We start from the raw sequence: 23,253 nt of genomic DNA on the forward strand, positions 1-23,253 counted from the left end.
CATGACGACGACCATTATTGGGAGGCTTTCACAGGCCTTCCTCCTCCTCATCGCCATGTCGATCATCGGATTTGTCGGCATTCACAGCGTCGGCAATCCCGTCTTCAACATCGTCAATGTCGAGACGGCAACGCCGGACGACATCCGCCGGGCAACGATCGCGCTCGGTCTCGACCAGCCGCTCTGGCAGCAGTATTTTCTGTTCCTCGGCAATGTCGTGAGCGGGAATTTCGGGACCTCCTACATCTATCACCTGCCGGCTTTCCGGCTGGTGATGAGCAAACTGCCGGCGACCTTTGAGCTTGCTGCGATCGCCATGCTGGTCGCAGCCCCTTCGGGTGTCCTGCTTGGCCTGCTGGGCGGGCGCCGCAAGGATACGGTCACGGATCGGGCAATCCTCAATTCCAGCGTCTTCGCACTCAGTGTGCCCTCCTTCTGGCTTAGCATGCTGTTGATCATGGTTGGTGCGGTCATAACCGGATTGTTTCCATCCGGCGGTCGTGGTGAAACGGTGGCTTTGCTTGGCGTGAGCTGGAGCTTTCTCACAGCTTCGGGGCTAGCGCATCTCGTCCTGCCGGCGCTTGCGCTCGCCATCCCGAACATCGCGCTGATCGCCCGGCTCACACGATCCGGCACGGTCGAGGTGGAGGCTCAGGATTACACCCGCTTCTGCCAGGCCAAAGGCCTGTCGCCCCGGCGCATCCTCTTCCGTCATACGCTGCCCAATATCAGCGTGCCGATCGTCACCATTATCGGCATGCAGTTCGGCGGCATGCTGGCTTTTGCGGTCGTCGTTGAATCCATCTTCAACTGGCCGGGCATCGGCAAGCTGCTGATCGATTCCATCCAGTTGCTCGACCGGCCTGTCGTCATGGCCACCCTCACCTTTGTGGCGGTCGCCTTTGTCGGTCTCAACGCCCTCGTCGACATCTTCTACGCCGTCCTCGATCCGCGCACGCGCCGATCGGCCTGAAAGGAGCGACCATGAAAACCGAAACCTTGCGGGCGTCCTGGAAACGCCCTGCCACCTATCGCGTCACCCTCCCGAAAGTGGTGCTCGCGATCTATCTGCTCCTGGCGATCCTCGCCTCCGTCATCGCGCCGCAGAACCCTTATGATCCGCTGCAGATCTTTGCCTGGGAGGCGTCGTCGCTGCCGGGAACAGTAAGTGGCGGCGGGTATCTGTATCTTCTGGGAACCGACGGACTTGGCCGCGACATCCTCAGCACAGTGTTCTACGGCTTGCGGATCAGCCTGTTCGTCGCGGTGACCAGCACTGTTCTGGCTGCCCTGATCGGCATGAGCCTCGGCGTCATTGCCGCCTATCTCGGGCGCTGGGCCGATGCGCTGATCATGCGCGTCGTCGATCTGCAGCTTAGCCTGCCGACCATGCTGGTGGCGCTGATTGCCATCGTGACGCTCGGCCCCGGCGTCGATCGTATCATTCTGGCGCTCGTGATCGTCCAGTGGGCAGCTTACGCGCGGGTGACGCGCGGTGTGGCGATGAGCGAAGCGAACAAGGCTTATCTCGATGCGGCAAGACTGCTGCGCCTGCCGCCATTGCGGATCATCTTCCGGCATCTCCTGCCCAACAGCATCGCGCCGGCCATCACCCTCATCCCGATCGAACTTGGCCATGCGGTCGCGCTCGAAGCGACCCTGTCCTTCCTTGGCCTTGGCGTTCCGATCGACAAACCTTCGCTGGGTTCGGCGGTTGCCAACGGCTTCCAGTATCTCATGACCGGCCAATACTGGATCAGCCTGTTTCCCGGCCTTGCCCTGTTCGGTCTCATCGCAAGCATCAATTTCGTTGGCGAAGACGTCCGTCGCCGTTTCGACCCGAGGAGCCTTTGATATGCAGCAGTTGCACAATTCAGATCCGCTTCTCATCGTGGAAAAGCTAACGCTCAAGGCCTCCGGATCATCCACTTCGAAGACCATCCTGCGCGATGTCGGTATCGATCTTCGCCGTGGCGAAATCCTCGGCCTGATCGGCGAGTCCGGCGCCGGAAAGTCCAGTCTTGGTTATGCCGTGCTCGGGTTGCTTGCACCGGGGATCGAACGTTCGGCCGGTTCGATCGTCTTCGACGGAGAGCATATCGAGGCCATGACCGAGCAGTCGCGTGCCGGCATCCGCGGGCGCCGAATCGCGGCCATTTTCCAGGATCATGGCGCCTCGCTCGATCCACTGATGACCGTTGGTGCACAGATCGCCGAGACGGTTCGTGCGGTCGGAACCAAGGTCTCCAGGCGTCAGGCGCGGCAGCGCGCCATCGAGTTGATGGCACGCGTCGGCATTCCCCAGCCGGAGGCCCGATACGGTCATCATCCGCATCAGTTCTCCGGGGGTCAGAGGCAGCGGCTGGTCATCGCCATCGCGCTTGCCGGCAGTCCGCAGATCATCGTGGCGGACGAGCCAACCTCGGCACTCGATGCGACGGTCCAGAAACAGGTTCTCGCCCTGCTGCGTTCGCTGGTGGACGAGACCGGCGTATCGATCATGCTTGTCACTCACGACATGGGCGTGATCGCCGACATCACCGATCGGGTCGTGGTGATGCGGCAGGGGCGGGTCGTCGAGCAGGGTGAGACCGCATCCATTCTCGATGCGCCTGCAGATCCCTATACGCGCACGCTGCTGGCGGCCGTGCCGCGCCTGCGGCTTTCGATGTCACCGGCTCTCGATGGTTCAATGGCTTGTGCTGAGCCTCCGTACGAAGCGGTTCTTCGTGTCCACAACGTTAGCAAGACCTTCGCCGGGCACAGTCTATCGTGGTTCACGTCCGGTCATCGCCGGCCGGCGCTGAGCGATGTGACCATAAGCCTGCAACGTTGTGCGATCACCGGTGTCGTTGGTGAAAGCGGCAGTGGCAAGTCGACGCTCGGTCGCATTATTGCTGGCCTCGAAACGGCGAGTGACGGAATACTTGACCTGATGGGGCAGCGTTTCGACATCGGCCAGTCCGGCCGACGCAGTGGGTTGCTCGGCGAAATTCAGATGATCTTTCAGGATCCGTCGGCATCGCTCAATCCGCGCATGTCGGTGAGTGATACATTGCATGAAGCGGTTCGGTTCGGCGCGCGAGGCGGCACCAATGACAGGCTGTCTGTCCTGACCATGATGGATCGCCTCGGCCTCGCCCGATCTCTCCTCGCGCATTTCCCGCACCAATTGTCCGGTGGCCAGAAACAGCGTGTCTGCATCGCTCGCGCCTTGCTGACGAGACCTGCGATCATTGTGGCGGACGAGCCGACATCGGCATTGGATGTCTCGGTGCAGGCGGAGATCGTCACACTCCTCAAGGAGACAGTCGCGGAACAGCATGTGTCGATGCTGTTCATCTCACACGACCTGGCGCTCGTTCAGGCGCTTTGCCAGTCGATCTATGTGCTCAAGGACGGGGTCGTCGAAGATCAGGGCGATCCGGGTTTCATCTTCTCCCGCTCGCAAAATCCCTACACGCGCAGCCTGATCGAGGCCCGACCGGCGCGGTTCACCCACTGATCAGATTGGCAATCAGGCTTTGTCACCAATTTCTAATCCTCAGATTTGTTAGCGCCGGTGTGGTGCCCAATGAAAGACCAGATATGAGCCAGCATTTTACCGTGGCCGTGACAGGCCAGTCCCTCATCAAGCATGATATCCGCTCCATCGAGACCAAGGGGTTTGTCGATGTTCAGGCTGTGATCGGCCGGTCCGATTTTGCCTTCACCAATTTCGAGAGCACGATTTTTGGCGCCCATGGCGGATGGCCGCTGAAAGGCTCGTTCTTCGGCGCGAGCCAGCCTGTCGTGCTCGATACGCTGCGGTCGATCGGCTTCCAAGGGCTGTCACTTTCCAACAATCACGCGTTTGATCTCGGGCCCTCTGGTATTCTTTCGACCTTGGAGGAGGTCGAGATGCGAAGGTTCGTCCATGCTGGTGCCGGCCGCAACCGCCAGGAGGCGGGCCTGCCTGGTTACGGTTCGTTTGCGGGACGCGACATCGCGCTCGTGGCGATGGATGGCGGCCCCGGTCCTGACGTCATGCATGCCGCAGACGCCGCGCCAGGTCGCCCTGAGCGACCCGGCATCAATCCGCTCAAATTGACCAAGGTTCTGGATGTCGATGCGGTGGCGTTCGAGCAGTTGCAATCCATCCGGGATCGACTGGGTTACACCGACATGGACCTCGGCAACGACGCCCAGCCGGATGACGTGCCGTCTGTCGATGGTGACCGCGAAATCGCCATTGCGCGTGCTCTTTTCCGCCGCTCGGAGCGGTTCGGGCGCGGAGTCAGGATCGATGGTGATGATATCGCCCGCAATCTCTCGGCGATCGCCGCTGCTGCGGAAAAGGGCGACATGGTGATCGCCTATCTGCACCACCACCATTGGGCATCGGACTGGTATCAGGTCCCCGACTGGGTCAGCGGCGTTGCCCGGCAATGCATTGACGCAGGCGCGGCCATGTTCGTCAGCCACGGTGCACCGGTGCTGCAACCCGTGGAGATCTATCGCGGCCGCCCGATCTTCTACAGTCTGGGCAATTTCATCTTCCATATCCGATCCGAAGGATCGAAATGGACGGCACGAGAAATATGGGAAAGCGTCGTCGGGCTGTGCTCATTCTCCGGCGATGGCACTCTGGCCGGCATGGAATTCCATCCCGTGATCATCGGCGGTTCCGAGGCCTTGAAAAACCCGGCGTTGGATAAGCGCCTTGCGCCTGAACTGGCGCTTGGCGAAGACGCGGAGCGCATTCTTACCCGTTTCCAGAAACAGTCGGCGAAATTCGGCACGTCGATCAGGATCAGTGATGGCGTTGGTTTCTACGATGGAGATGCTGTCGCGTTCGAGAGTGCCGATCTGGCAGAGGCCTAGGCGTTCAGGCCAGAGCAGACGGGCATTGGGTCGCGGAATGGATCCGAGGGACGGAGGCGGGCTTATCGGGTGAGGGCCCGCTTCAGATCCTCATGCTCGAATGCGCTGGACATACGGTTGATTTCGGCCGACCTGGCGCCGACGGCTTTGGCAGTCTCGCGCCATGTTGCTGTAGCATCCGCCACCTGCCTGATGATCTGTCTCGCTTGTGGAAGCGTCAGAGCGAAGAATTCCGAAGCTTCTTCCAGAAGGTCGAGCGAGCATGTGCCTTCATCAAGGTCGATATTCGTCGTCAGCACACGCGCCTTGATGTCTGTCGGCACCGGATTGAGGTCATAGGCCGGAGACAATGACCAGCCGGCCTTGCCGAGCCATAGAAAACCGTGATTACGCAGATGATCGTCGACATTCGATATCAGGACGTTGAACACGACGCGGCGATAGAGCGCCTGCGCGTCGCTCCTTCCCTGCGCCCCATGTTCCACGAGCGCGTCGACCATTTCCGGATAGCTTCCGCGCTCGCCGTCTTTCGCGCCCATCATCGCCATCGCTGACAGGAACGGGATGCGCGCATTGTCGCTCCGATCAAAACGCCTGGACAACATGACCTTCTTGCCGGCAACGTCGATCAACTGATGGAGCGGCGTGATGATCCCGGCCCGGTCCGCCAGCCGCAACGCGATCTCCTCCCAGGTCTCCACACTATATTCGTCCATCTCCTTGGGGAATTTGGCAATCGACAAATGGCCATGCTGATCGATCACTGACGCCTTTGGACGCGCACCACCAAGTGACGAACCGGGCGCGAAGATAAGCTGCAGGTCTTCGTCCGTTTCCTCGTCGCGCAAGATGCGTTCAGTGATCTGCAGCAAGCGGCCAAGATCGATGAGCGCCGGAACACCGTTGTCAATGGGTGCCTGAAACGCTTCCTTGCCGGCCCAACGAAAGCGGAGCGCCCCCAAGCGCGTCTCGTCTGCAACACCAAGCAGGTAGTCGCTCTCTGCCAATGTCCGTACCGACCGGCCCTCGCGTTCGGCCATTCGGCGTTCCGCGCGCTGCATGAGGCGGCGACCCCATGTGTCCGGTGCGGAGTCACCCAGTGAACCGAACGTCGTGAGACCGGCCGGTGGCGCAAAGCCACCTCGCGTCAGCGGCAAGGCCGGTTCTAATGAAAACCGATTTGGATCGGCAAGCCAGTCCCGATCATATTCAAACATGATCGTTTCGGTCCCGCGGACGCGGTTGCTGCGCGCCAGGCCGACTGGCCGTGTCTGGCCATCAATGTCGATATGGACTTCAAAGTCAGCCATTATCAGACGATCCGCGTGCTTTTTTCGGATGCGCATGCTTGGGCAGATCAGCACTTGCCAGGGATTGGCCGACGCTGTCGTTGCCGATGTCCGCAACATGGCTCAGGCCCTCGAGCAATCCAAGAGCCTGGAGAACGCCCGCATAGATCCCAATACTGACACTGGTATCGCCGGCTTCGATTTTCTGGAGGGTCGAGCGCGAGGTAAAGGCGCGCTCTGCAACAACGGCCATAGGCAACCGACGGCGCCGACGGGCGTCGTGGATGTCCGCACCGAGCTTGCGAAGCGCGCGCTTTACGGCAGCAGGAGGATTATGTGGTGTCGGCATTTGTCACCTTCGCACTACAGATCGATGGAATATGTAGCACCAAGTTTACAAAATTGCAAATACGTCTCGTATCTTGATCTTGCACGCTGGGGGGCAGAAATTGGAGGACCCGCAAATGGCGGGGTCTTCGAGCTTTGTAGCAGTGGCAGTCGCCAGTGGCGCCCTTACTTGTTCAGGGCATCTTTCAATGCCTTGGCCGGCTGGAACGCGAGCTTCCTGGCGGCGGCAACCTTGATCGTTGCGCCCGTCGACGGATTGCGGCCTTCGCGTTCCGGCGTGTCCTTCACCTTGAACTTGCCGAAACCCGGAATGGAGGTCTCGGTACCGGCGGCCGCTGCCTCGGTGATGGCGGCAAAAACGGATTCGACGATCGTCTTGCCCTGCGCCTTGGTGAGGCCCTGCTCGGACGCGATCTTGTCTGCGATTTCATTGGCGGTGGTCATGGATTGTTTCCTCGTTGACCATTGAACCGTTCCACCGCCGCGCGATTCTGTCACGCAATTCCGCGCCGAACGTCCTGCGGGCGTGGATGTTCTCCACATGAAAGCGCTGTCGCGCTGGGCTTTGCGGCACCGGGGGATGGATACGGGACCCGGGACTTGCTCAGATCTACCTATCGTGGCGAGGACCGCCGAGATCTCAAGGATGAGCGGTTCCCCCAATTTTCCGCCAAAGGCCTGTGGCCTCCGCCAGAAAATCGGCTCCCCCACTCCCCGGCTCCACCGGTCGCTACGCGATCCCTGACATCCCGCCTGTCCTCGCAACTGCGGGCCATCTTTCACAAAACAGATGGAGACGGACAATGACATTTTCTCTCGAACAGTACATCGAGGAACTTCGACTTGAACTGGCGAATTGCGCGGATTGGGACGAGCGTCTCAAACTCGAAGCTGACCTGGCCGGCGCCAGGCAGGAGCTCGCCTTTGCCAATGCCGAACTTGATGCCCTGCTCGCAGAAGAGCCACCTTCCTGATGGCGGCGACCAGAGCCGGCTGAGGCTATCCCTGAACTGAAGACGCAGTTGTCACGGCACCTCGCGACGGCAGCTCCCAATGCCGTCATTCGTTTGGCTGATAGCTCGCCCGCGTCGGCTTCTAGGCACAAGACGGACATGCGACCTCGTGTCACCTGTATCCGAAGGACTGTAGCACGAACGTGGTTCCGAGCATGCCGGCAAACCCTGCCAGGAGGCAAATAAGGGCTATGACATTGCCTAGCGGTTTCATCCGTTTCTTCTCCGCGTCTCTCGTCATGTCCTCCGTCTTTTCACCCAGGATGAGCATAACAAACCCAAAGACGATCAGTGGCCCCACTAGAAAGGACGCCAGAGACCAAACACTGATCTCAGGCGTATCCTCCTGTGCCAATCGGATGCGGTCGAAAATTGTCGGCCAGGATATTGCTGCTCCAATAATAATCAGGACAGCACCCCAAAGCCGTGCCTTCAAGTCGGAATTCATTGCATGTCCCCTTTGCCTTCAAATTGGTAGCCGCAAAAATGAGTTTGAGCCCGATACGGGGGCTGAAGTGCTTTTGGGCGGCGAACTCTCTCTGCCCATGATTTCGCGAACCACGGCGGTCCGCATACCTCTTCTTTGACGTTCCAACCGTAGAATTGGCTGCCTCGGTCGAAGCAGACGCTTTTGCATCGTCAGGTTTGGATAGTTCGAGCGCAAGAGCAGTGAGTGGATAAATCTTCGTCACAATCCCGCTCCTGGAAAGGGTTCCGATTTCGACCATGCATGACTCCAGCACAATCGGTGAAGTCTGCCAAACATCGGCGTCCCGTTGGTCGACGGCCGGTGGTGGCCTACGGAGAAGAGACATGATCCGTTCCTGCAATGTCATTCGTTCCCGGATGAATGGAAACGATTTTCCTGGACCGAGTGGATCATATCCTCGCGGCGAAACCAGATGGCGCGGCCACATCTCAGCGGCGGATTGCCGGCGGTGAAAACGATCTGTTCGTCAGTGCGCATGCGCAAGACTTCATGCGGCTGGATGAGAGGACGTGCAACCAGCTGCTTGGACCGCGTTCGTGATGATCCCCGTGATTGAAAACTGCGGCTGACCTGATCAACTTCGACCGTCGTCACGCCGCAGCGGCGCGAAATGTAGTCGGCCGTTTCAGGATCGTTGATCGCCGCAAAGGAGATCCAGCTGGCGCTCTCGAACCATTTACTGGAGGCGTCACGGCCGCCATAGGTTTCGCGTAACTGACCGATCGACTGATAGATCATCGTCAGTGAAATGCCGTACTTGCGGCCGGCATCACGCGCCGTTTCCAGAATGCGCATATAGCCGAGCCGAGCCGCTTCATCGAGAAGGAAAAGCGTTCGTCCCTCGACTGCTCCATCCCGGTTGTAGATGGCGTTCAGCAGTGCGCCGATTATCACCCGGGCAAGACCTGAATGGGCCTCGAGGGTCTTGAGGTCGATATTGAGAAAGACATCGGTCTTATCGGACGCAATGTCGTCCGTCGAGAACTCGTCGCCAGATACCAGTGCCGCATAGTTCTTGTAGGACAGCCAGTGCGTTTCCTTGATCGCATTGGCATAGACGCCTGAAAATGTTTCGGGTGTCATGTTCACGAAAGCGGCAACGTTTTCCTTCACGAATTCCGATTGGGAGCCGTTGTAGATTTCCTGCAGGCGGGTGCGTAGTTTCGGCTCCGGCTCGGCAAGATTGGCGCGAACCTGGCGCAACGTCTGCTGCTCTTTTTCAGTCTGGCCGGACAGGCAGACATCGGCGATCATAGCGGTGACCAGTTGCAGGCCGGAGGCGCGAAAGAAATCGTCACGCACGCCTGTGGCTCGGCCCGTGTCGCTGACGATCCAGGATGCGACGGCTGCGATATCTTCTTCCTTCGTGCCGCCGAACTTGCCGATCCAGTCGAGTGCGTTAAACCCTGTGTGCGGCTTGCGCGGATCGAGGACTATGATCGTGCGGGCTGACTTGCGCCGGTGCTCCCTCACCATCGGTGCAACTTCGTTCGATGGATCGAGGACAACCAGATTTCCCTGCCATTTGAGAGCGGTCGGGATTGTCACCGACGTCGTCTTGAAACCACCCGAGCCGGCAAAAACGATGCCATGCGACGAACCGAATGATCCGTCGAAACATAAGAGTGAAGTCTTGCCACCCTTGCCCCAGCTTGTCGGGTCATCTGCCCGGAATGGCCGTCCCGTGATGTCGTCCCTGTCGACACGATAACACTCTCCGACCACGATGCCGCCAGTTCCGGGAAACAGTTTTTGTGCATCGGCGAGTGTCATCCATTCGGCATCTCCATGGATAGCACGCTTGCCTGCGATCCGTTTCGGTACCGCTCGCGCGAATGCCGCATTGCCCATCACGATGACCCTGATTGCAAAGCAGGCGACCATCAGCGCACCGCCTGCACCGATCATCGTGGCAGGGTCGAGGTAGGAAAGGATGGACGTACCCGATGGAACGGAATGCGAGAACGTCACTAGGCGCATTGTTTCGCGAACCACGCCGGCAAGCACCACGACAAGGCACCCGGCACCGGTGCCCGATCCGACGATCCTGATACTCGTCGATCCAGCCGACGCAAAGATCGCAATCAGACCCAAACATGCGGCCGCAAGATAGGGGAATGCTATACCAATCCGCCCAAGCGTTAACCTTGCGGCTTCTGTGGCACCGAAGCGTGCAAGCCATTGCTCCAATCCCGTCAGCCCGGCGAACGCTGCCATCATCAGAACTGGCGGCAGAACGAAGGCGGTGAGTTTACGGATCGTCATTGCCAAAAGCCTCCGACCCGACGGCGATCAATCGCGCGCGCTCGTTCTCGTCGAGGTTCATGCGGTGGCGGAGGTCGATCAGCGCACCGAGAAGAAGCGCACGTTTCTCGTATCGCAGGCCTGCTTTGACGATCAGGCCGCCAAGCGCAATTTTCTCGCGCGTATCCTTCCTGCGTGCATCCAGTATCGATGACCTGGCCATGCGATCAAGCCTCGCCAATGCCGCTCGAAGCCGGGCCAGGCGGGATCGCTGAGCTTGCGTCCTCGCGTTGACCTGCTCCTTTTCCCCTCCCGTCCGAAACAGCTCTCGCCGTTCCGCGACTTGGCCGAAAGTCTGCGGCGATATCTTCGAACCGCGACAGCATTACAGTTTCATCGATCTCGAGTTCGCCCAGGCCTGCCTTCAGAGCGATGCGGCCGATCCGTTCGGCTTCGCGTGTTTCGGCGGCCCTCAACTGGTCCTGGAGCTTGGCGATCTCATCGCGGATTTTCGAGGATGGCTTTTTCATTCCGTCAGTCTCCCTTGGTTGGAAAGCGGTGGCATGAGCTACAGATTTCCAGACCGCAGGGTGCGAAGCACTAGGGTAAATTCTGCAATCGCCATGGGCGATGCTTTGGTCAATCATCCGACCGCTCGACGAGAGCGGATCCGGAACGGCGCAATTATACGTCGCTGACGCGACGTTCAGTTTTGGCGCCCTGGCGGGGCCCTCCGCACTCCTCAAACCCGTCGATTTTGCTCTGAAGGAGATCTTTGCTCGTGGCCGTCCCGCATTTTTCCGTCAGCATTGTTACCCGCGGCCGCGGCGCAAGTGCCGTCATGTCGGCGGCGTATCGGCATTGCGCCAGGATGGAATTTGACCGTGAGGCCCGGACCATCGACTACACGCGCAAGCAGGGTCTGCTGCACGAGGAGTTCGTCATTCCCGAAGACGCGCCTGAATGGCTTCGAACCTTGATCGGTGACCGGTCCGTCTCCGGGGCGTCGGAAGCCTTCTGGAATACGGTCGAAGGTTTCGAGAAAAGGGCCGACGCGCAACTGGCCAAGGACGTAACCATTGCCCTGCCCATCGAGCTCTCTGCTGGCCAAAATATCGAGCTGATGCGTGATTTCGTGGCAGGACATATCACACCAAAGGGCATGGTGGCCGACTGGGTCTATCATGACGCTCCGGGCAATCCGCATATCCATCTGATGATGACATTGCGGCCGCTGACTGAGGATGGCTTTGGCGGAAAGAAGATCGCGGTACTCGGGCCGGACGGCAATCCCCTGCGAAATGAAGCAGGCAAGATCGTCTATCAGCTATGGTCCGGCGATGGCGCAGATTTCAACGCTTTCAGGGACAGTTGGTTTGCCTGCCAGAACCGCTATCTTGCGCTTGCAGGCCTCGATATTCGTGTCGATGGTCGATCGTTTGAGAAGCAGGGCATACCACTCGAGCCGACGATCCATCTTGGGGTGGGCACGGCAGCGATCGATCGGAAGGCGGATGCGGCAGCAGAGCCCGGTCACGCCGGGAAGGTGAAGCTCGAGCGGATCGAGTTGCAGGAAGAGCGCCGTGAGATAAACGCCCACCGTATCGAGCGCGATCCCGGTCTGGTCATCGATGTCATAACCCGCGAAAAGAGCGTCTTCGATGAGCGTGATATCGCCAAGCTCCTGCACCGTTATACCGACGATCCGGCATTATTCAGGGATCTGATGGTGCGGGTTCTGCAGCATCCCGCTGCATTGTGTCTGGATCGCGAGCGAATCTCATTTGCGACGGGTGCGCGATCTCACGCCAAGTACACCACGCGTGATCTCGTTCGCATCGAAGCGCAGATGGCCAACCGAGCGTTATGGCTCGCCCGACAGCACTCTCACCTGATTTCGGCGCGGATCCTCAAGCGAACGTTCAAGCGTCAGGAGCACCTATCGGACGAGCAGAAATCTGCCATCGAACATGTGGCCGGCGGTAGCCGGATAACCGCCATCGTCGGGCGCGCAGGCGCTGGCAAGACGACGATGATGCACGCCGCACGTGACGCATGGGAGGCGGCCGGATATCGCGTCGTCGGCGGCGCTCTCGCCGGCAAGGCCGCCGAAGGTCTGGAGAAGGAAGCGGGGATCGCATCGCACACGCTTTCTTCATGGGAGCTGCGGTGGGACCAGGAGCGGGATCATCTGGATGAAAGAACGGTTTTTGTACTCGACGAAGCCGGGATGGTATCTTCCCGGCAGATGGCCCACTTTGTCGAAGCGGCCGCTTTGTCGGGTGCAAAGCTGGTTCTGATCGGCGATCCCGATCAACTGCAGCCGATCGAGGCGGGCGCCGCCTTCCGGGCGATTGCCGAGCGGATCGGCTATGCGGAACTCGACACGATCTATCGCCAGCGCGAACAGTGGATGCGGGACGCGTCGCTCGATCTGGCGCGAGGAAACGTCTCGGCAGCGCTGAGCGCCTACGAGCAACAGGCTATGGTACGGACGGCCTGGACCAGGGACGAAGCGATTGTGTCTCTGGTCGATGATTGGGACCGGAACTATGATCCACAAACGACCTCGCTGATCCTCGCGCATCGGCGTCGCGACGTCCGAATGTTGAACGAGATGGCGCGCGCCAGGCTCGTTGAACGAAGCGTGGTCGATAACGGATGTGCGTTCGAGACGGAAGACGGTGCCCGTCTGTTTGCAGCCGGCGATCAGATCATCTTCTTGAAGAACGAGGGCTCGCTCGGGGTCAAGAACGGAATGCTGGCGCGCGTTACCGATGCGCGAGCCGGTCACCTTGTTGCCGAGATCGGAAGCGGCGAAGACCGCCGTCAGATCACGATCGATCAGCACTTTTACGCCAATGTCGATCATGGCTACGCCACCACCATCCACAAGAGCCAGGGCGCTACTGTCGATCGGGTCAAGGTACTGGCATCGAGCACGATGGATCGGCATCTCTCCTATGTCGCCATGACGCGCCACCGGGAGACGGCGGAGCTCTATATCGGGCTGGACGATTTTGCGGACCGGCGTGGTGGTGTTTTGGTCGATCACGGTGAAGCGCCCTTCGAGCACAAGCCGGAGAACCGCGACAGCTACTTCGTCACGCTCGGATATGGTGATGGCGAGGAACGCACCATCTGGGGTGTCGATCTTGCGCGCGCCATGGATGAGACGGATGTCGTGATCGGCGATCGTATCGGTCTCGAACACGTCAAAGCCACGCCCATCAAGCTGCCGAATGGCGCCGTGGTCCAACGCAATTCCTGGAAGGTTGTGCCCTTGGCGGAACTGGCCATGGCCAGGATGCACGAGCGGCTGTCGCGTGACGCATCGAAGGAAACGACACTGGATTACCAGAGCGTTTCCGAGCTGCGCGCAGCGCTTCGATTTGCGGATACGCGTGGCCTTCATCTGCTGAATGCCGCTCGCACGCTCATGCGCGACCGCCTGGATTGGACGGTCCGTCAAAAGAAGAAGCTCACCGATCTCGCTTCGCGGCTCGCGACCATCGGAATGCGGCTTGGATTGGGCTCGATGCCAGCGGGAAAGCGGCAGCATCACACTGGGACAGACACCGAAACACGGATCCGTTCCGTATCCGTAGAGGAGAAAACACTCATGGTTTCCGGCATTTCGTCGTTCGCAAAATCACTGGAGCAGGCCGTCGAGGATAAGGTCTCGGCGGATCCGGCGCTAAAAAACCAATGGCAGGACGTCTCGGCGCGCTTTCATCTGGTCTTCGCCGATCCACAGTCGGCATTCGATGCGGTGAATGTCCATGCCATGATCGGGAATTCCGCGACCGCAGCCGCGACGCTCGAGACGATCATAGAGCGGCCTGAAACCTTCGGAATGCTGAAAGGCAAGACCGGTCTTTTCGCCGGAAAGGCCGAGAGCGAGGCCCGGCAAACCGCACTCGTCAATGTTCCGGCCTTGGCCCGCGATCTCGAGGCCTATCTGCACAAGCGCGAGGAGGCGTCACAAAAATATGAGGCAGAGGTTCGTGCCACACGGCTGAAGGTCGCCATCGAGATCCCGGCGCTCTCGGATGCAGCAAGGCAAACCCTGGAACGGGTCCGTGACGCTATCGACCGCAACGATCTTCCTGCAGGCCTCGAATACGCGCTGGCCGACAAGATGGTGAAAGCCGAACTCGAAGGGTTTGCCAGGATCGCAACGGAGCGTTTTGGGGAGCGCACCTTCCTTCCACTCGCGGCAAAGACTGCGGACGGCAGGACGTTCGAGAGATTGTCGGGTGGAATGAACCCGGCACAGAAGGCCGAGCTGCGATCCGCGTGGAGCATGATCCGAACGGTGCAGCAGCTTGCCGCTCATGAGCGAACGACAACGGCGCTTTCCCAGGCGGAAACGATGCGGCAGACCCAGACAAAAGGACTGGCTCTGAAATGATCACTCAAACACATGACGTCTTGTCTACCGCCCGACAAACGCGACCGGCTCTTCTGCTGCTTGGCGCGTCCGGTTTCCTCATGCTTACGGCAGTTGTTGCCGGATTTGCCGGCGGTTTGCGGCTCAATACAACGCCAAGCGAGCCCCTCGGGCTCTGGCGGATCGTCAGGCTCGATCGCCCGGTTGAACGTGGCGATATCCTGTTCATCTGCCCGCCAATTTCGGCGGATATGCAAGAGGCACGATCTCGTGGCTACCTTCGTTTCGGTCTGTGCGAAGGTGGCATCGCGCCGCTGATCAAGACTGTGGCGGCATTGCCCGGCCAGGTCGTCGAGATCGGCAAGGTGGTTCGTATCGATGGAGAGATCCTCGCGCATTCTCGCCTCTTGTCGACGGACGGAAAGCGCCGGCGATTGAACCCCTATGCTGGCGGAGAGGTGGGTGCGGACCAGATCTATCTGCATTCGGATTTTCCGGGATCTTTTGATTCTCGCTATTTTGGCCCGCTGCCCGTCAGCAACATTCTGGGGCTGGCGAAGGAGTTGATCACCTATGCACCGTGACCGCCCTCACCTATTATTATTGCTGGGAGGCGCTGCTCTTTGCGGATGGATAGGCTGGAGTGGCGAGGTGCTTCTTCTCCCTGTCGCAGCCGTCTTTCCGGCACTGTGGTCCGGCGCGAAGACACGCTGGCAGGCGGCCCTTATCTCCGCATGTTATTTCCTGGCTGCTTCACGCGGTTTGCCGCCGGGCGTGGCGACCTTCTACGCGGCCGACCTTTTTCCGGGCCTGCTGCTGTGGGTGATTGCATCATCTGTCTTCGTTTGTGTGCATGCATTGTGCTGGGCCAATACGACTGCCTTGCGCCTTGCATTCCGATATGTCGGGGCTTGTGCCGTGATGGCCGTCCCGCCTGCCGGCATTCTCGGTTGGGCGCATCCGGTGACGGCTGCCGGCGCGATATTTCCTGGATGGGGCTGGGCCGGGCTGGTGGCGATGCTGATCGCCGTGGTCTTGATGACCACGCGCTATCGCCTCATCGCAGGAACGGTTCTCTCTGGGCTTTGGATCTGGTCTGCCATCCATTGGACACCACCGATTGCTCCGGCCGGTTGGCAGGGTGTTGATCTTCATCTGGGCGCCTCTCTTGGGCGCGACCAGGGCATGCAAAGGCAACAACATCTGGTGTCTCTAGCAAGAGGATACGCGCCGGGGGGCGTTGTCGTGTTTCCTGAAAGTGCGCTCGGGTTCTGGACGCCAACCTCGAGCCGATTCTGGCAGAAGTCCCTTGAGCACACGGACACCACCATTATTGCCGGCGCAGCAGCCATTGACGAGAGCGGCTACGACAATGTGCTGGTGCGCATCACGGCAGCGGGCGCTGACATCATCTATCGTGAGCGCATGCCTGTCCCTGGCGCCATGTGGCAGCCGTGGAGCGGCGAGCAGAATGGTTCAGGTGGTGCTCGCGCCTATGTTTTCGCCAATCCTGCGGTTCTTTCTGGCTCAGCAAGAGTTGCACCGCTCATCTGCTACGAACAACTGATCGTCTGGCCGGTGTTGCACTCCATGCTCCATGATCCCGACATCATCATTGCCGTTGGTAATGGCTGGTGGACGACCGGCACCTCCATCGTCGCCATCCAGCGCGCGGCCACGCAGGCCTGGGCGCGCCTCTTTGACAAACCCCTCGTGACGTCCTTCAACACCTGATTGGATAGACCATGCTCGATGCTGCGTTGATTGCCCAATGTGCCGATCCCAGCCTGACGCCTGCTATCGTGGAACGGTTTGTCGAAGTGGCCGGATCGGATGATCCGCTGGCGATCACCGTTCGTTGGGGGGACAAAACCATCCTCGTTCCGAAGCCAACGACGGCTGAGGAGGCGCTCGGCATTGTCAGACAGCATGCCGGCATGGCCACAGTTCGGGTGGGCATCACGCAACTGCCTGTCGGTCACGGTGTCGGACGAAGCGAGGAGCTCAATGGCAAGCCTTTCGACCCTTGCGAAAATCTGCGCGCCGGGACTGCCATGTTCGCTAAGATCGCACGCATTGTCACGAGGTGGTATGGCAATCCGACCGACAGCCAGGTTCTGCCGCAACTGTTCGAGGATGCTGTGCTTGCCTGGAAACGTGGTGTCTTCGAAGGGCAGAAGGTTTTCCTTGAAGAGGATCCGGGCGGGCAGACGTTCCTTATTGGAGGGCAGAGTGAGCAGGTCGAACTCTTCGGAGATGAAGTTCGACCTCCCTCGGCTCGACGGAAGGCTGAGGAACAGGAAGGTGCGGGCATCAGGGTCGATCTGTCGAGGATCGGTGTCGATCCATGAGCCGGCCTCTAGCCGCTCAAATCGCCATCCTGCTCGGGTTTCCTGGTGATGAGTTCCACCGGGTCGGTACCCAATGCATCGGCGATCAGCCCGAGAACCGTCAGCGACGCACTCTTCTTTCCGCGTTCGATATCGCCGATATAACGAGTGCTCAGGCCACAGCGATGGGCCAATTCCTCCTGCGACATGTTCACGCCATGACGGGTACGACGCAAGTTCACCGCCATGATCCCGTTGAGATCCATGCGGAAAGCGGAACGCTAATCCGAACAATCCGACTAGGAACTATAGTTCCGATTCGACAGGAGGCGTGCTATTGTCCAACTGGTTTTTCCGCGTTTTGGCTCACGACAATGATCCATGCTTCCAAACATGAAATATTGGCCGGCGCGGCAACCGTAGGATTTGACATCCGTCATCTCGCAACGTTACGTCAACGAACACAATGGGCAGCATTGACGCCCGCTCGCAGGAAGTGGAGCTTCTCTTGGGCGTGATGGACAGGGCATCTCTCGAAGCACTCGCGATCGAAAAGATCCGCGCACACCGTCGGCAGATCGAATCCGATCAGCTGGTCTATGAGGAATGGGTGCGAGCGAGCGAGGATACGACAGTTTCCGCGATGGTCTTGCAGACCATGCAGGACGAGTATCTCGCCCGCCAGGAGAAGGCCGACCAGCTTCAGGAAGAGCTGTCAGAGCTCATCGACACACTCGGTTATGTCCCTGACGTCCCGGAAGACGAAAAGGAACAGGCGGTCAGCACCAGCCCCGATCTTTGAGCAAGCCGACCAGTTGCGCCAGTGTTCGGGCGTCGAGCTTTTGGCGAGCATTGTCCAGATAGTGCTGGATTGTTCTGATATTCAGACCGGTCAGCACTGCCATGTCGGACGAAGATTTGCCTTTGATTGCCCATTTGACACACATTTTTTCGCGGGCAGACAAGGTCTGCTTGGGTGCTATCGCCTGCCGGGCACCAACATGTTCCAATCGGTAATGTACCGCAAGAATGACGCGCAGTCCGTCTATAGGATTGAAGAGCTGGGGGATCTCCTCCCTTTTTTTGCCGGAGGAGAATGTCAGCATGATCGTTGAGCAATAGCTGCCTTCAATCGCCATCGTGACGCCGGTGCGGATGCCGTGACCGATCGCTTCGTCACGGAACCTACGCAGTTCCGGCCCTCGCCGATCAAGCCAGTCGTCTGCACTCCAGGAGAACATCTCTCGCCTGCGTTTGGCCTCTTCCACAACGGGATCGATTTTTGCGTATTCGTTTTCGAGATATCTGTCTTGCCATTCCGGTGGGTAGGAGTTGACGGTTTTAACCTCCGACCCTTCCGTCTGGAGATAGGAGAAATGCTCGTACCCCCATGATTTGCTGAAGGTCTGCAGGACATTTGCGATCATGTTTTGGTCATCTGCCACATCGATCAGGTCGATGAGTGAGCGAGCGCTTTCATTCACGGCTTATTACCCCTCGTTTTTGGCGGCTGGGTCATCCATCAACGGCTGGGAGACCTGGATCAGGATGTCATTGCCCTGGTTTGGCGGAGATCACCGAGATATGCCGGGGATTTCTCGCCTGAACGATTTAATCAACAGCAGTTGGCCGAAATGCTCTGTCGGCCACGGGAATATGAAGTATGCGAGCATCCCATCGGGAGCCCGCCTATTGGTAAATGACAGAAAGATGACACGTCATCAATTATTTGACGTGTGCGGCGCACATTTGCGTGATCGCATAGGTTGAGCCCCTGCGTTTTTAGGGGAAATGGGTGGGTCCATCACTTGGGGCAGTCAGCGATAAGCCGACGGGAAAACGATGTCCTGATCGACCATGACGTTGAAGCGATAGCCGGGCCGGATCATGATGGTGGGCTGGACGTTAAGATTTTTCGAAATGGTCTGCTCGGCCATTCGGCCAAACGTTTCCGCGAAGTTACGTCTGGCGGCATCGGAGGCCGTGTCCTGTGTTGCCAATGACGAACTCTCCGGCAGGGACATATCGATCCCGGTGCCGATCACGGCCACGAGCGCCGCCGACCCAAACGTGCGCCAGAGGTGGCGATCAACCTTGTCCTTAAAGCCGCCATAGCCTTCGGCATCCGTGCCGGCCATTCCACCGATCTGCAGCGTCGATCCATTGGGGAAGATCAGATCCGACCAGACCACCAACACCCTCTCCTGCCCGAACGAAACCTTTGAATCGTAACGTCCGAACAGTTTAGCGCCCTGCGGGATCAGAAGGCGGTGTCCGCTGGCACTATCGTAGACGTTCTGGCTAACCTGCGCGGTGATACGGCCCGGAAGATCCGAGTTCAGACCGGTGATCAGCGTGGCTGGAATGACGGAGCCGCGTTTCAGCTCGAAACGTGAAATCTGGGAAACGACCTTGTTTGGCAGATATCCGAGCTCCTTGATGTCCTGATTGAAAAAGTCCTCCTTGGCTGCCTGCCCATTCTGATCGCCATTGGCGCCGGGGAAACCGGCCTTCATTGCCGCCTCATAGAAATCGCCGGCATCGTTCGATACAGTTGCTACAGGCGACCGTTGCCTATCCGTGGCTTCCGAATTGTTTGGCACATCGCCAATATCGACGGTCAATGGAGACTCCAGGGCGGTCGACCGGGCTTGAAGCCGCGCCATTCTTTGCCGTTGCGCTTCCCGAATGATCTGCTCGTCCTGCTCCCTTTTCAATCGCGCCTTCCACACGTCCTCCTGTTCGAGCCGTGTGCTGTGACGCTCGGGCGTAACGAAATCTTCTTCTTTCGGTCGCTCGCGGGTTTCTTCTCGACGTTGGAGGACGGGCGTTGGCTGGAACACTTCCCGTTGTTCCGGTTCACCGATGATGCCGTCGGTCACACCGCGTTTGAGCTGATCACCAAAACTCGTGGCCGGGGCATTGGAGGACTCACCGAGATTGCCACTGCGATTGAAGGTGATCCCGCGCCAGGAGAGGCCGATGACGATCACCCCGAGCACGATTGCTACGAAGACGATCACCACAATGACCGGCAACCTGTTGAGGCGACGCATGGCCGGTTGTTCGGTACCATTGCCGGCGCTGCCGAGCTGAAGTGACTGGGACATGAGTGATCCTTCTCAATCCGGCTGCATGATGGAGAGTGGACTTGATGGAGAGGCGCCATCGGCAGCCACATTGTAGGTGCGCCCCAAAGCTGTCGTCGGCGTGGTGAGACGCGCGAGGACCTGACCCTCAAAGCTGTACAGGGAATAGGAAAGCTCGACCGGCTTTGGAGATGGGGTACTGTCGTCGGTGACCAGCTTGTAACCCCATCCTTTCAGCGCCGCCTCCAGAGCGGTCGCGAATTCCGTATCGTCCTTGCGCATCCGCAGCGATGGTGCCGATCTTGTCGGGACCGCTTCAGCAAGACGGCTCGCCATGTCGCCGGCAATGACACCAGCGGCGGCACCGCTTACGACAGGGGGACCAGAATTGATCGCCTCCACATCATCCATTGTCTGGCATCCCGAGGCGAAGGTCATGAGAAGGAGAATTGTCGCCAACCTGCGCATGGATTACCTCCCGCGCCGGATGGTAATCTTTTGCTGCCGCCAACCGACTCCGGATATCAGGACAGCCCGGTCGATCGCGTAATCGACCGTCATCATATCAGATTTCATACGATAGTTGACGACGCGGTTCTGGCCGCCGCTCACCACGAAGAGGACCGGCGCATCCTGGCCGGTAATCGATTTCGGGAATTGGATGTATGTCTTTTCTCCGTCGGAATAGACGCGTTTGGGTTTCCACCCTGCGCTCCCGCTGATCGAATATGAAAAATTCAAAGTTGCGGGTGTGCCGGCCGGTCCACCGACTTCAAGACGCGCATTGATATCCGAAAGTTTCGCTGACGCATCCTGCGGATATTCGAACCCGACACGCGCCATGTATTGGCTCGGATGAGACTTGAGCTGGATGTGATATGTGCGCCGAGACGTGGTCACCACCATCGAAGTGACAAGCCCTGCCTCAGATGGCTTGACTATGAGGTGGATTGCCTGGCCGCCGGAGGCGCCCGACGTTGCCGGTTCGATCTTCCAGCGCACCGTGTCGCCGACCAGCACATCGCGAACGATTTCACCGCCCTGCAATTCGATGTCGCAAACCTGCAATGGCGAGCAGACGACGGATGGTTGCGTTTCGCCGTAAAGGAAAACGACTTTTCCATCCGGGCCGGTCGTAACCAGACCGGGCATGCCACGCCATTTACGCGAAATGGTGGTCCCTTTAACCTCGTTGCTGTTCAAGCTTTGCGCGTGGGCTATCTCTGCAAGCAATAGAGCTGTCATGCAGCCGGTAGCCATGATCCATCCGTTACCCTTCATCACTTTCCCCTGCTCTTAAAGCTGTGCAGTCCAGTCGAAATCCTGGACATAAAGACCGATCGGGTTGAGGCGGATCGTTGCCTCGTCCTGCGGCGCTGTAAGCGTCACGGTCGCAATTCCACGGAACCGGTGCATTCCTGTCTCCTTACCCTTTCGGTCGCGTTCATATTCGGTCCAGTCGATCTGGTAGGTCTGGTTCGACAGCGCGACGATGTTGCTCACCTCGATTGCGACCGTCGCGTTTTTGGCGCGCTCGAAAGGGGAATTCCCCCGGAACCAGCCATTGACCTTCTGGGTGGCAGGCTCGGAAGCACGTAAATGGGCGTAGGTGCGATCGACATATTGCTTCTGCACGACGGCATCGGGCGTGATTGAACGAAAGCTTGCAATGAAGTTGCCAAGCGTTGCCCGAACGACCCGCGCGTCGGCGTATTCGATCTGCTGAGGAAAGCCGGCTGAAACGGCATTGCCGAGCTTGTCCACTTCAACGATGTAGGGAACCAGCTTCACCTGGGTGCTCAGATACATGGCATAGGAAAAGCCGATGACCGCAATGATCAGCGCGACGATACCGACGATGCGCCAGGCACGTGCCGCCTGCACGTAGGATCCATAACGCTCTGTCCACTCCTGCCGCGCGGCAAGGTACGGGTTTTCCGGGACACGCTCAGCCGCCATTGGTCATTCCTTTCATGTCGCTATTTGCCTTTGAGTTCAGGTGGTGGAGCTTTCCCACTCTGACTGCTTCTGCTGCCGTCAAGCTTTGCGTTGGCGAGCCCAAGCAGAGAGCCTGCGTAGGCACCCGGTGAGCCGATCGCCTTTTCCTTCGCAGCGGAGCCTGTCGCCGACATGCCGGATCCAAACGCGGTTCCCATGCCTTTGAGCGCTGCCCCCGCCGTTGACGAACCTGCAGCCCGGGCAGATTGCGCCGCCGCAACGCCGGCTTGTCCGGAGCTCACCGCCAGCCTGGCGGCACCTGCCGCAAATGAGGCCGCCTGTCCGCCATGACGGATGGTTTCCATGCCGCCCGTGACCGAAGCGCCCTGAACGACACCCTGGATGATGGTGGGGACATACATCGCGATCACAAAAACCACTACCGCGATACCGGCGATCGCGAGTGCGGTTTGGAATTCGTCGCCAACGTCAGGCCTGTTCGCTAAACCGATCAGGACTTCCGATCCTATGCGCGATATCATGACCAGCGCCATCAGCTTCATGCCGACCGAAAACGCATAGACCAGGTAACGGATTGCGAAATCCTTGGTGAAGGAGGATCCACCCAGCCCAAGCATGATCATTCCGGCAAGGAGGCCGAGATACATCTCGACCATGACGGACACGAAGATGGCTGCTACAAGCGCAAAGGCAATGACAGTCACCACCATTGCGAAGGCCGCTGAGATCGCCAGCGCATTATCTTCGAAAAGCCCGAACTGAACTTTTTCAGACATTTTCGTTGCGACGGTGAGGCCGGCGTTGAAAGCGTCTGCGGGCGACGCCGTTCCTCCCCCAGCGCCAATCTGGAAGAGGCTGTCGACAATGGCTTTGGCAAATGCTGGTCCTTCGGACAGCACGAAAGCGAAAAACCCGACAAACATGATGCGTCGGACCAGTTCGGCAAACCAAGTGTCCAAGGATGCTGCCTGAAGCGCCAGCCACACAGCCGCAATGCCGATCTCGATTGCCGCCAGAATCCAGAACAGCGATTTTGCCGCATCAAGAACCGATGTCTCCCACCCTTTAGCGGCGGTCGTGATCTCATTTTGAAGAGCGGTCAGAACCGAGCCGTCCTGGGCCAGGGTAGGGTCTGAGGAAACGGCAACGATCGCTAAAACGGTCGAGAACTGTATGAACTTCGGGATATCGATGGTCATGTGTTACCACTCGATTTTCATCTTCTCGCCACCGGC

General features: G+C 59.0%; 24 protein-coding genes. 10 read left to right on the forward strand and 14 right to left on the reverse strand.

Translation table 11 applies throughout. From position 1 onward, the window contains the following. Position 1: 1 nt before the first annotated feature. The 4 genes from GAO09_RS10335 (at position 2) to GAO09_RS10350 (ending at position 4,863) form a co-directional block, all read left to right on the forward strand. Positions 2-973, forward strand: a complete 972-nt coding sequence (locus tag GAO09_RS10335) for an ABC transporter permease (RefSeq protein ID WP_153353936.1) — start codon at positions 2-4, stop codon at positions 971-973. Between the two features lie 11 nt (positions 974-984). Beyond that, positions 985-1,854 carry an ABC transporter permease gene (locus tag GAO09_RS10340; RefSeq protein WP_153353937.1) on the forward strand — a complete coding sequence of 290 codons (870 nt, stop codon included), beginning with the start codon at positions 985-987 and terminating at the stop codon, positions 1,852-1,854. A gap of 1 nt (position 1,855) precedes the next feature. Continuing rightward, complete coding sequence (locus tag GAO09_RS10345) at positions 1,856-3,505, forward strand: dipeptide ABC transporter ATP-binding protein (RefSeq protein WP_153353938.1); 1,650 nt, start codon at positions 1,856-1,858, stop codon at positions 3,503-3,505. Positions 3,506-3,588: 83 nt separating this feature from the next. Continuing rightward, positions 3,589-4,863 (forward strand): CapA family protein, encoded by a 1,275-nt coding sequence (locus tag GAO09_RS10350; protein ID WP_153353939.1) that lies wholly within the window; start codon positions 3,589-3,591, stop codon positions 4,861-4,863. 62 nt (positions 4,864-4,925) lie between these two features. Here the strand turns inward: GAO09_RS10350 and GAO09_RS10355 are convergent, their stop codons facing one another. The 3 genes from GAO09_RS10355 to GAO09_RS10365 form a co-directional block, all read right to left on the reverse strand. Continuing rightward, the gene (locus tag GAO09_RS10355) at positions 4,926-6,173 is read right to left on the reverse strand and encodes a type II toxin-antitoxin system HipA family toxin (RefSeq protein WP_153353940.1); all 1,248 of its coding nucleotides are present in this window, start codon (positions 6,171-6,173) and stop codon (positions 4,926-4,928) included. Further along, entirely contained in the window at positions 6,166-6,501 is a 336-nt protein-coding gene (locus tag GAO09_RS10360) for a helix-turn-helix domain-containing protein (protein ID WP_153353941.1), read from the reverse strand. Before GAO09_RS10360 ends, GAO09_RS10355 begins: the two co-directional genes overlap by 8 nt. A 164-nt stretch (positions 6,502-6,665) precedes the next feature. Beyond that, entirely contained in the window at positions 6,666-6,944 is a 279-nt protein-coding gene (locus tag GAO09_RS10365; RefSeq protein WP_153353942.1) for an HU family DNA-binding protein, read from the reverse strand. Between the two features lie 359 nt (positions 6,945-7,303). Between GAO09_RS10365 and GAO09_RS29645 the strand changes: the two genes are divergently transcribed. After that, the gene (locus GAO09_RS29645; RefSeq protein WP_209018684.1) at positions 7,304-7,474 is read left to right on the forward strand and encodes a hypothetical protein; all 171 of its coding nucleotides are present in this window, start codon (positions 7,304-7,306) and stop codon (positions 7,472-7,474) included. Between the two features lie 371 nt (positions 7,475-7,845). Here GAO09_RS29645 and GAO09_RS10370 read toward each other — a convergent pair whose 3' ends face one another. The 4 genes from GAO09_RS10370 to traC form a co-directional block, all read right to left on the reverse strand. Further along, entirely contained in the window at positions 7,846-8,241 is a 396-nt protein-coding gene (locus GAO09_RS10370; RefSeq protein WP_153353943.1) for a hypothetical protein, read from the reverse strand. A 104-nt stretch (positions 8,242-8,345) separates the two neighbouring features. Beyond that, entirely contained in the window at positions 8,346-10,268 is a 1,923-nt protein-coding gene (gene traG / locus GAO09_RS10375) for a Ti-type conjugative transfer system protein TraG (RefSeq protein WP_153353944.1), read from the reverse strand. Further along, positions 10,255-10,470, reverse strand: coding sequence for a type IV conjugative transfer system coupling protein TraD (gene traD, locus GAO09_RS10380; protein WP_153353945.1), 216 nt, complete (start codon positions 10,468-10,470; stop codon positions 10,255-10,257). Before traD ends, traG begins: the two co-directional genes overlap by 14 nt. Positions 10,471-10,474: 4 nt before the next feature. Further along, positions 10,475-10,777 (reverse strand): conjugal transfer protein TraC, encoded by a 303-nt coding sequence (traC, locus tag GAO09_RS10385; RefSeq protein ID WP_153353946.1) that lies wholly within the window; start codon positions 10,775-10,777, stop codon positions 10,475-10,477. Between the two features lie 251 nt (positions 10,778-11,028). Here traC and traA point away from each other — a divergent pair, with 251 nt between their 5' ends. From traA to GAO09_RS10405, 4 genes are read left to right on the forward strand one after another with little or no spacing between them, the layout of a single operon-like run. Beyond that, complete coding sequence (traA, locus tag GAO09_RS10390; protein WP_338015062.1) at positions 11,029-14,661, forward strand: Ti-type conjugative transfer relaxase TraA; 3,633 nt, start codon at positions 11,029-11,031, stop codon at positions 14,659-14,661. After that, on the forward strand, positions 14,658-15,224 hold the full coding sequence (gene traF, locus GAO09_RS10395) for a conjugative transfer signal peptidase TraF (RefSeq protein WP_153353948.1): 567 nt from the start codon (positions 14,658-14,660) through the stop codon (positions 15,222-15,224). Before traA ends, traF begins: the two co-directional genes overlap by 4 nt. Then, on the forward strand, positions 15,214-16,374 hold the full coding sequence (locus tag GAO09_RS10400) for a conjugal transfer protein TraB (protein ID WP_153353949.1): 1,161 nt from the start codon (positions 15,214-15,216) through the stop codon (positions 16,372-16,374). Before traF ends, GAO09_RS10400 begins: the two co-directional genes overlap by 11 nt. A gap of 11 nt (positions 16,375-16,385) precedes the next feature. After that, positions 16,386-16,991 carry a TraH family protein gene (locus tag GAO09_RS10405; RefSeq protein WP_153353950.1) on the forward strand — a complete coding sequence of 202 codons (606 nt, stop codon included), beginning with the start codon at positions 16,386-16,388 and terminating at the stop codon, positions 16,989-16,991. Between the two features lie 8 nt (positions 16,992-16,999). Here the strand turns inward: GAO09_RS10405 and GAO09_RS10410 are convergent, their stop codons facing one another. Continuing rightward, a complete protein-coding gene (locus GAO09_RS10410) occupies positions 17,000-17,236 on the reverse strand; it encodes a helix-turn-helix domain-containing protein (RefSeq protein WP_153353951.1) in 237 nt (78 codons plus the stop codon). A 200-nt stretch (positions 17,237-17,436) separates the two neighbouring features. On the opposite strand from GAO09_RS10410, the gene GAO09_RS10415 reads away from it, so the two are divergent. Beyond that, positions 17,437-17,772 (forward strand): transcriptional repressor TraM, encoded by a 336-nt coding sequence (locus tag GAO09_RS10415; RefSeq protein WP_153353952.1) that lies wholly within the window; start codon positions 17,437-17,439, stop codon positions 17,770-17,772. Here GAO09_RS10415 and GAO09_RS10420 read toward each other — a convergent pair. The 6 genes from GAO09_RS10420 to trbL all read right to left on the reverse strand — a co-directional run bounded on the left by GAO09_RS10420 (position 17,750) and on the right by trbL (position 23,217). Continuing rightward, positions 17,750-18,454: an autoinducer binding domain-containing protein gene (locus tag GAO09_RS10420; protein ID WP_324185342.1), complete on the reverse strand. Its 705-nt coding sequence runs from the start codon at positions 18,452-18,454 to the stop codon at positions 17,750-17,752. The genes GAO09_RS10415 and GAO09_RS10420 overlap by 23 nt on opposite strands. Before the next feature lie 333 nt (positions 18,455-18,787). Then, positions 18,788-20,080, reverse strand: a complete 1,293-nt coding sequence (gene trbI / locus GAO09_RS10425; protein WP_153353953.1) for an IncP-type conjugal transfer protein TrbI — start codon at positions 20,078-20,080, stop codon at positions 18,788-18,790. A 12-nt stretch (positions 20,081-20,092) separates the two neighbouring features. Continuing rightward, on the reverse strand, positions 20,093-20,527 hold the full coding sequence (locus tag GAO09_RS10430; RefSeq protein WP_153353954.1) for a conjugal transfer protein TrbH: 435 nt from the start codon (positions 20,525-20,527) through the stop codon (positions 20,093-20,095). 3 nt (positions 20,528-20,530) lie between these two features. Further along, positions 20,531-21,340 (reverse strand): P-type conjugative transfer protein TrbG, encoded by an 810-nt coding sequence (trbG, locus tag GAO09_RS10435; RefSeq protein WP_153353955.1) that lies wholly within the window; start codon positions 21,338-21,340, stop codon positions 20,531-20,533. Between the two features lie 15 nt (positions 21,341-21,355). After that, a complete protein-coding gene (locus GAO09_RS10440) occupies positions 21,356-22,018 on the reverse strand; it encodes a conjugal transfer protein TrbF (RefSeq protein ID WP_153353956.1) in 663 nt (220 codons plus the stop codon). Positions 22,019-22,038: 20 nt separating this feature from the next. Continuing rightward, positions 22,039-23,217, reverse strand: coding sequence for a P-type conjugative transfer protein TrbL (gene trbL / locus GAO09_RS10445; RefSeq protein ID WP_153353957.1), 1,179 nt, complete (start codon positions 23,215-23,217; stop codon positions 22,039-22,041). Positions 23,218-23,253: the final 36 nt, after the last annotated feature.

Origin of the sequence: Endobacterium cereale (assembly GCF_009617585.1) — a bacterium.
Taxonomy (GTDB): domain Bacteria; phylum Pseudomonadota; class Alphaproteobacteria; order Rhizobiales; family Rhizobiaceae; genus Neorhizobium; species Neorhizobium cereale.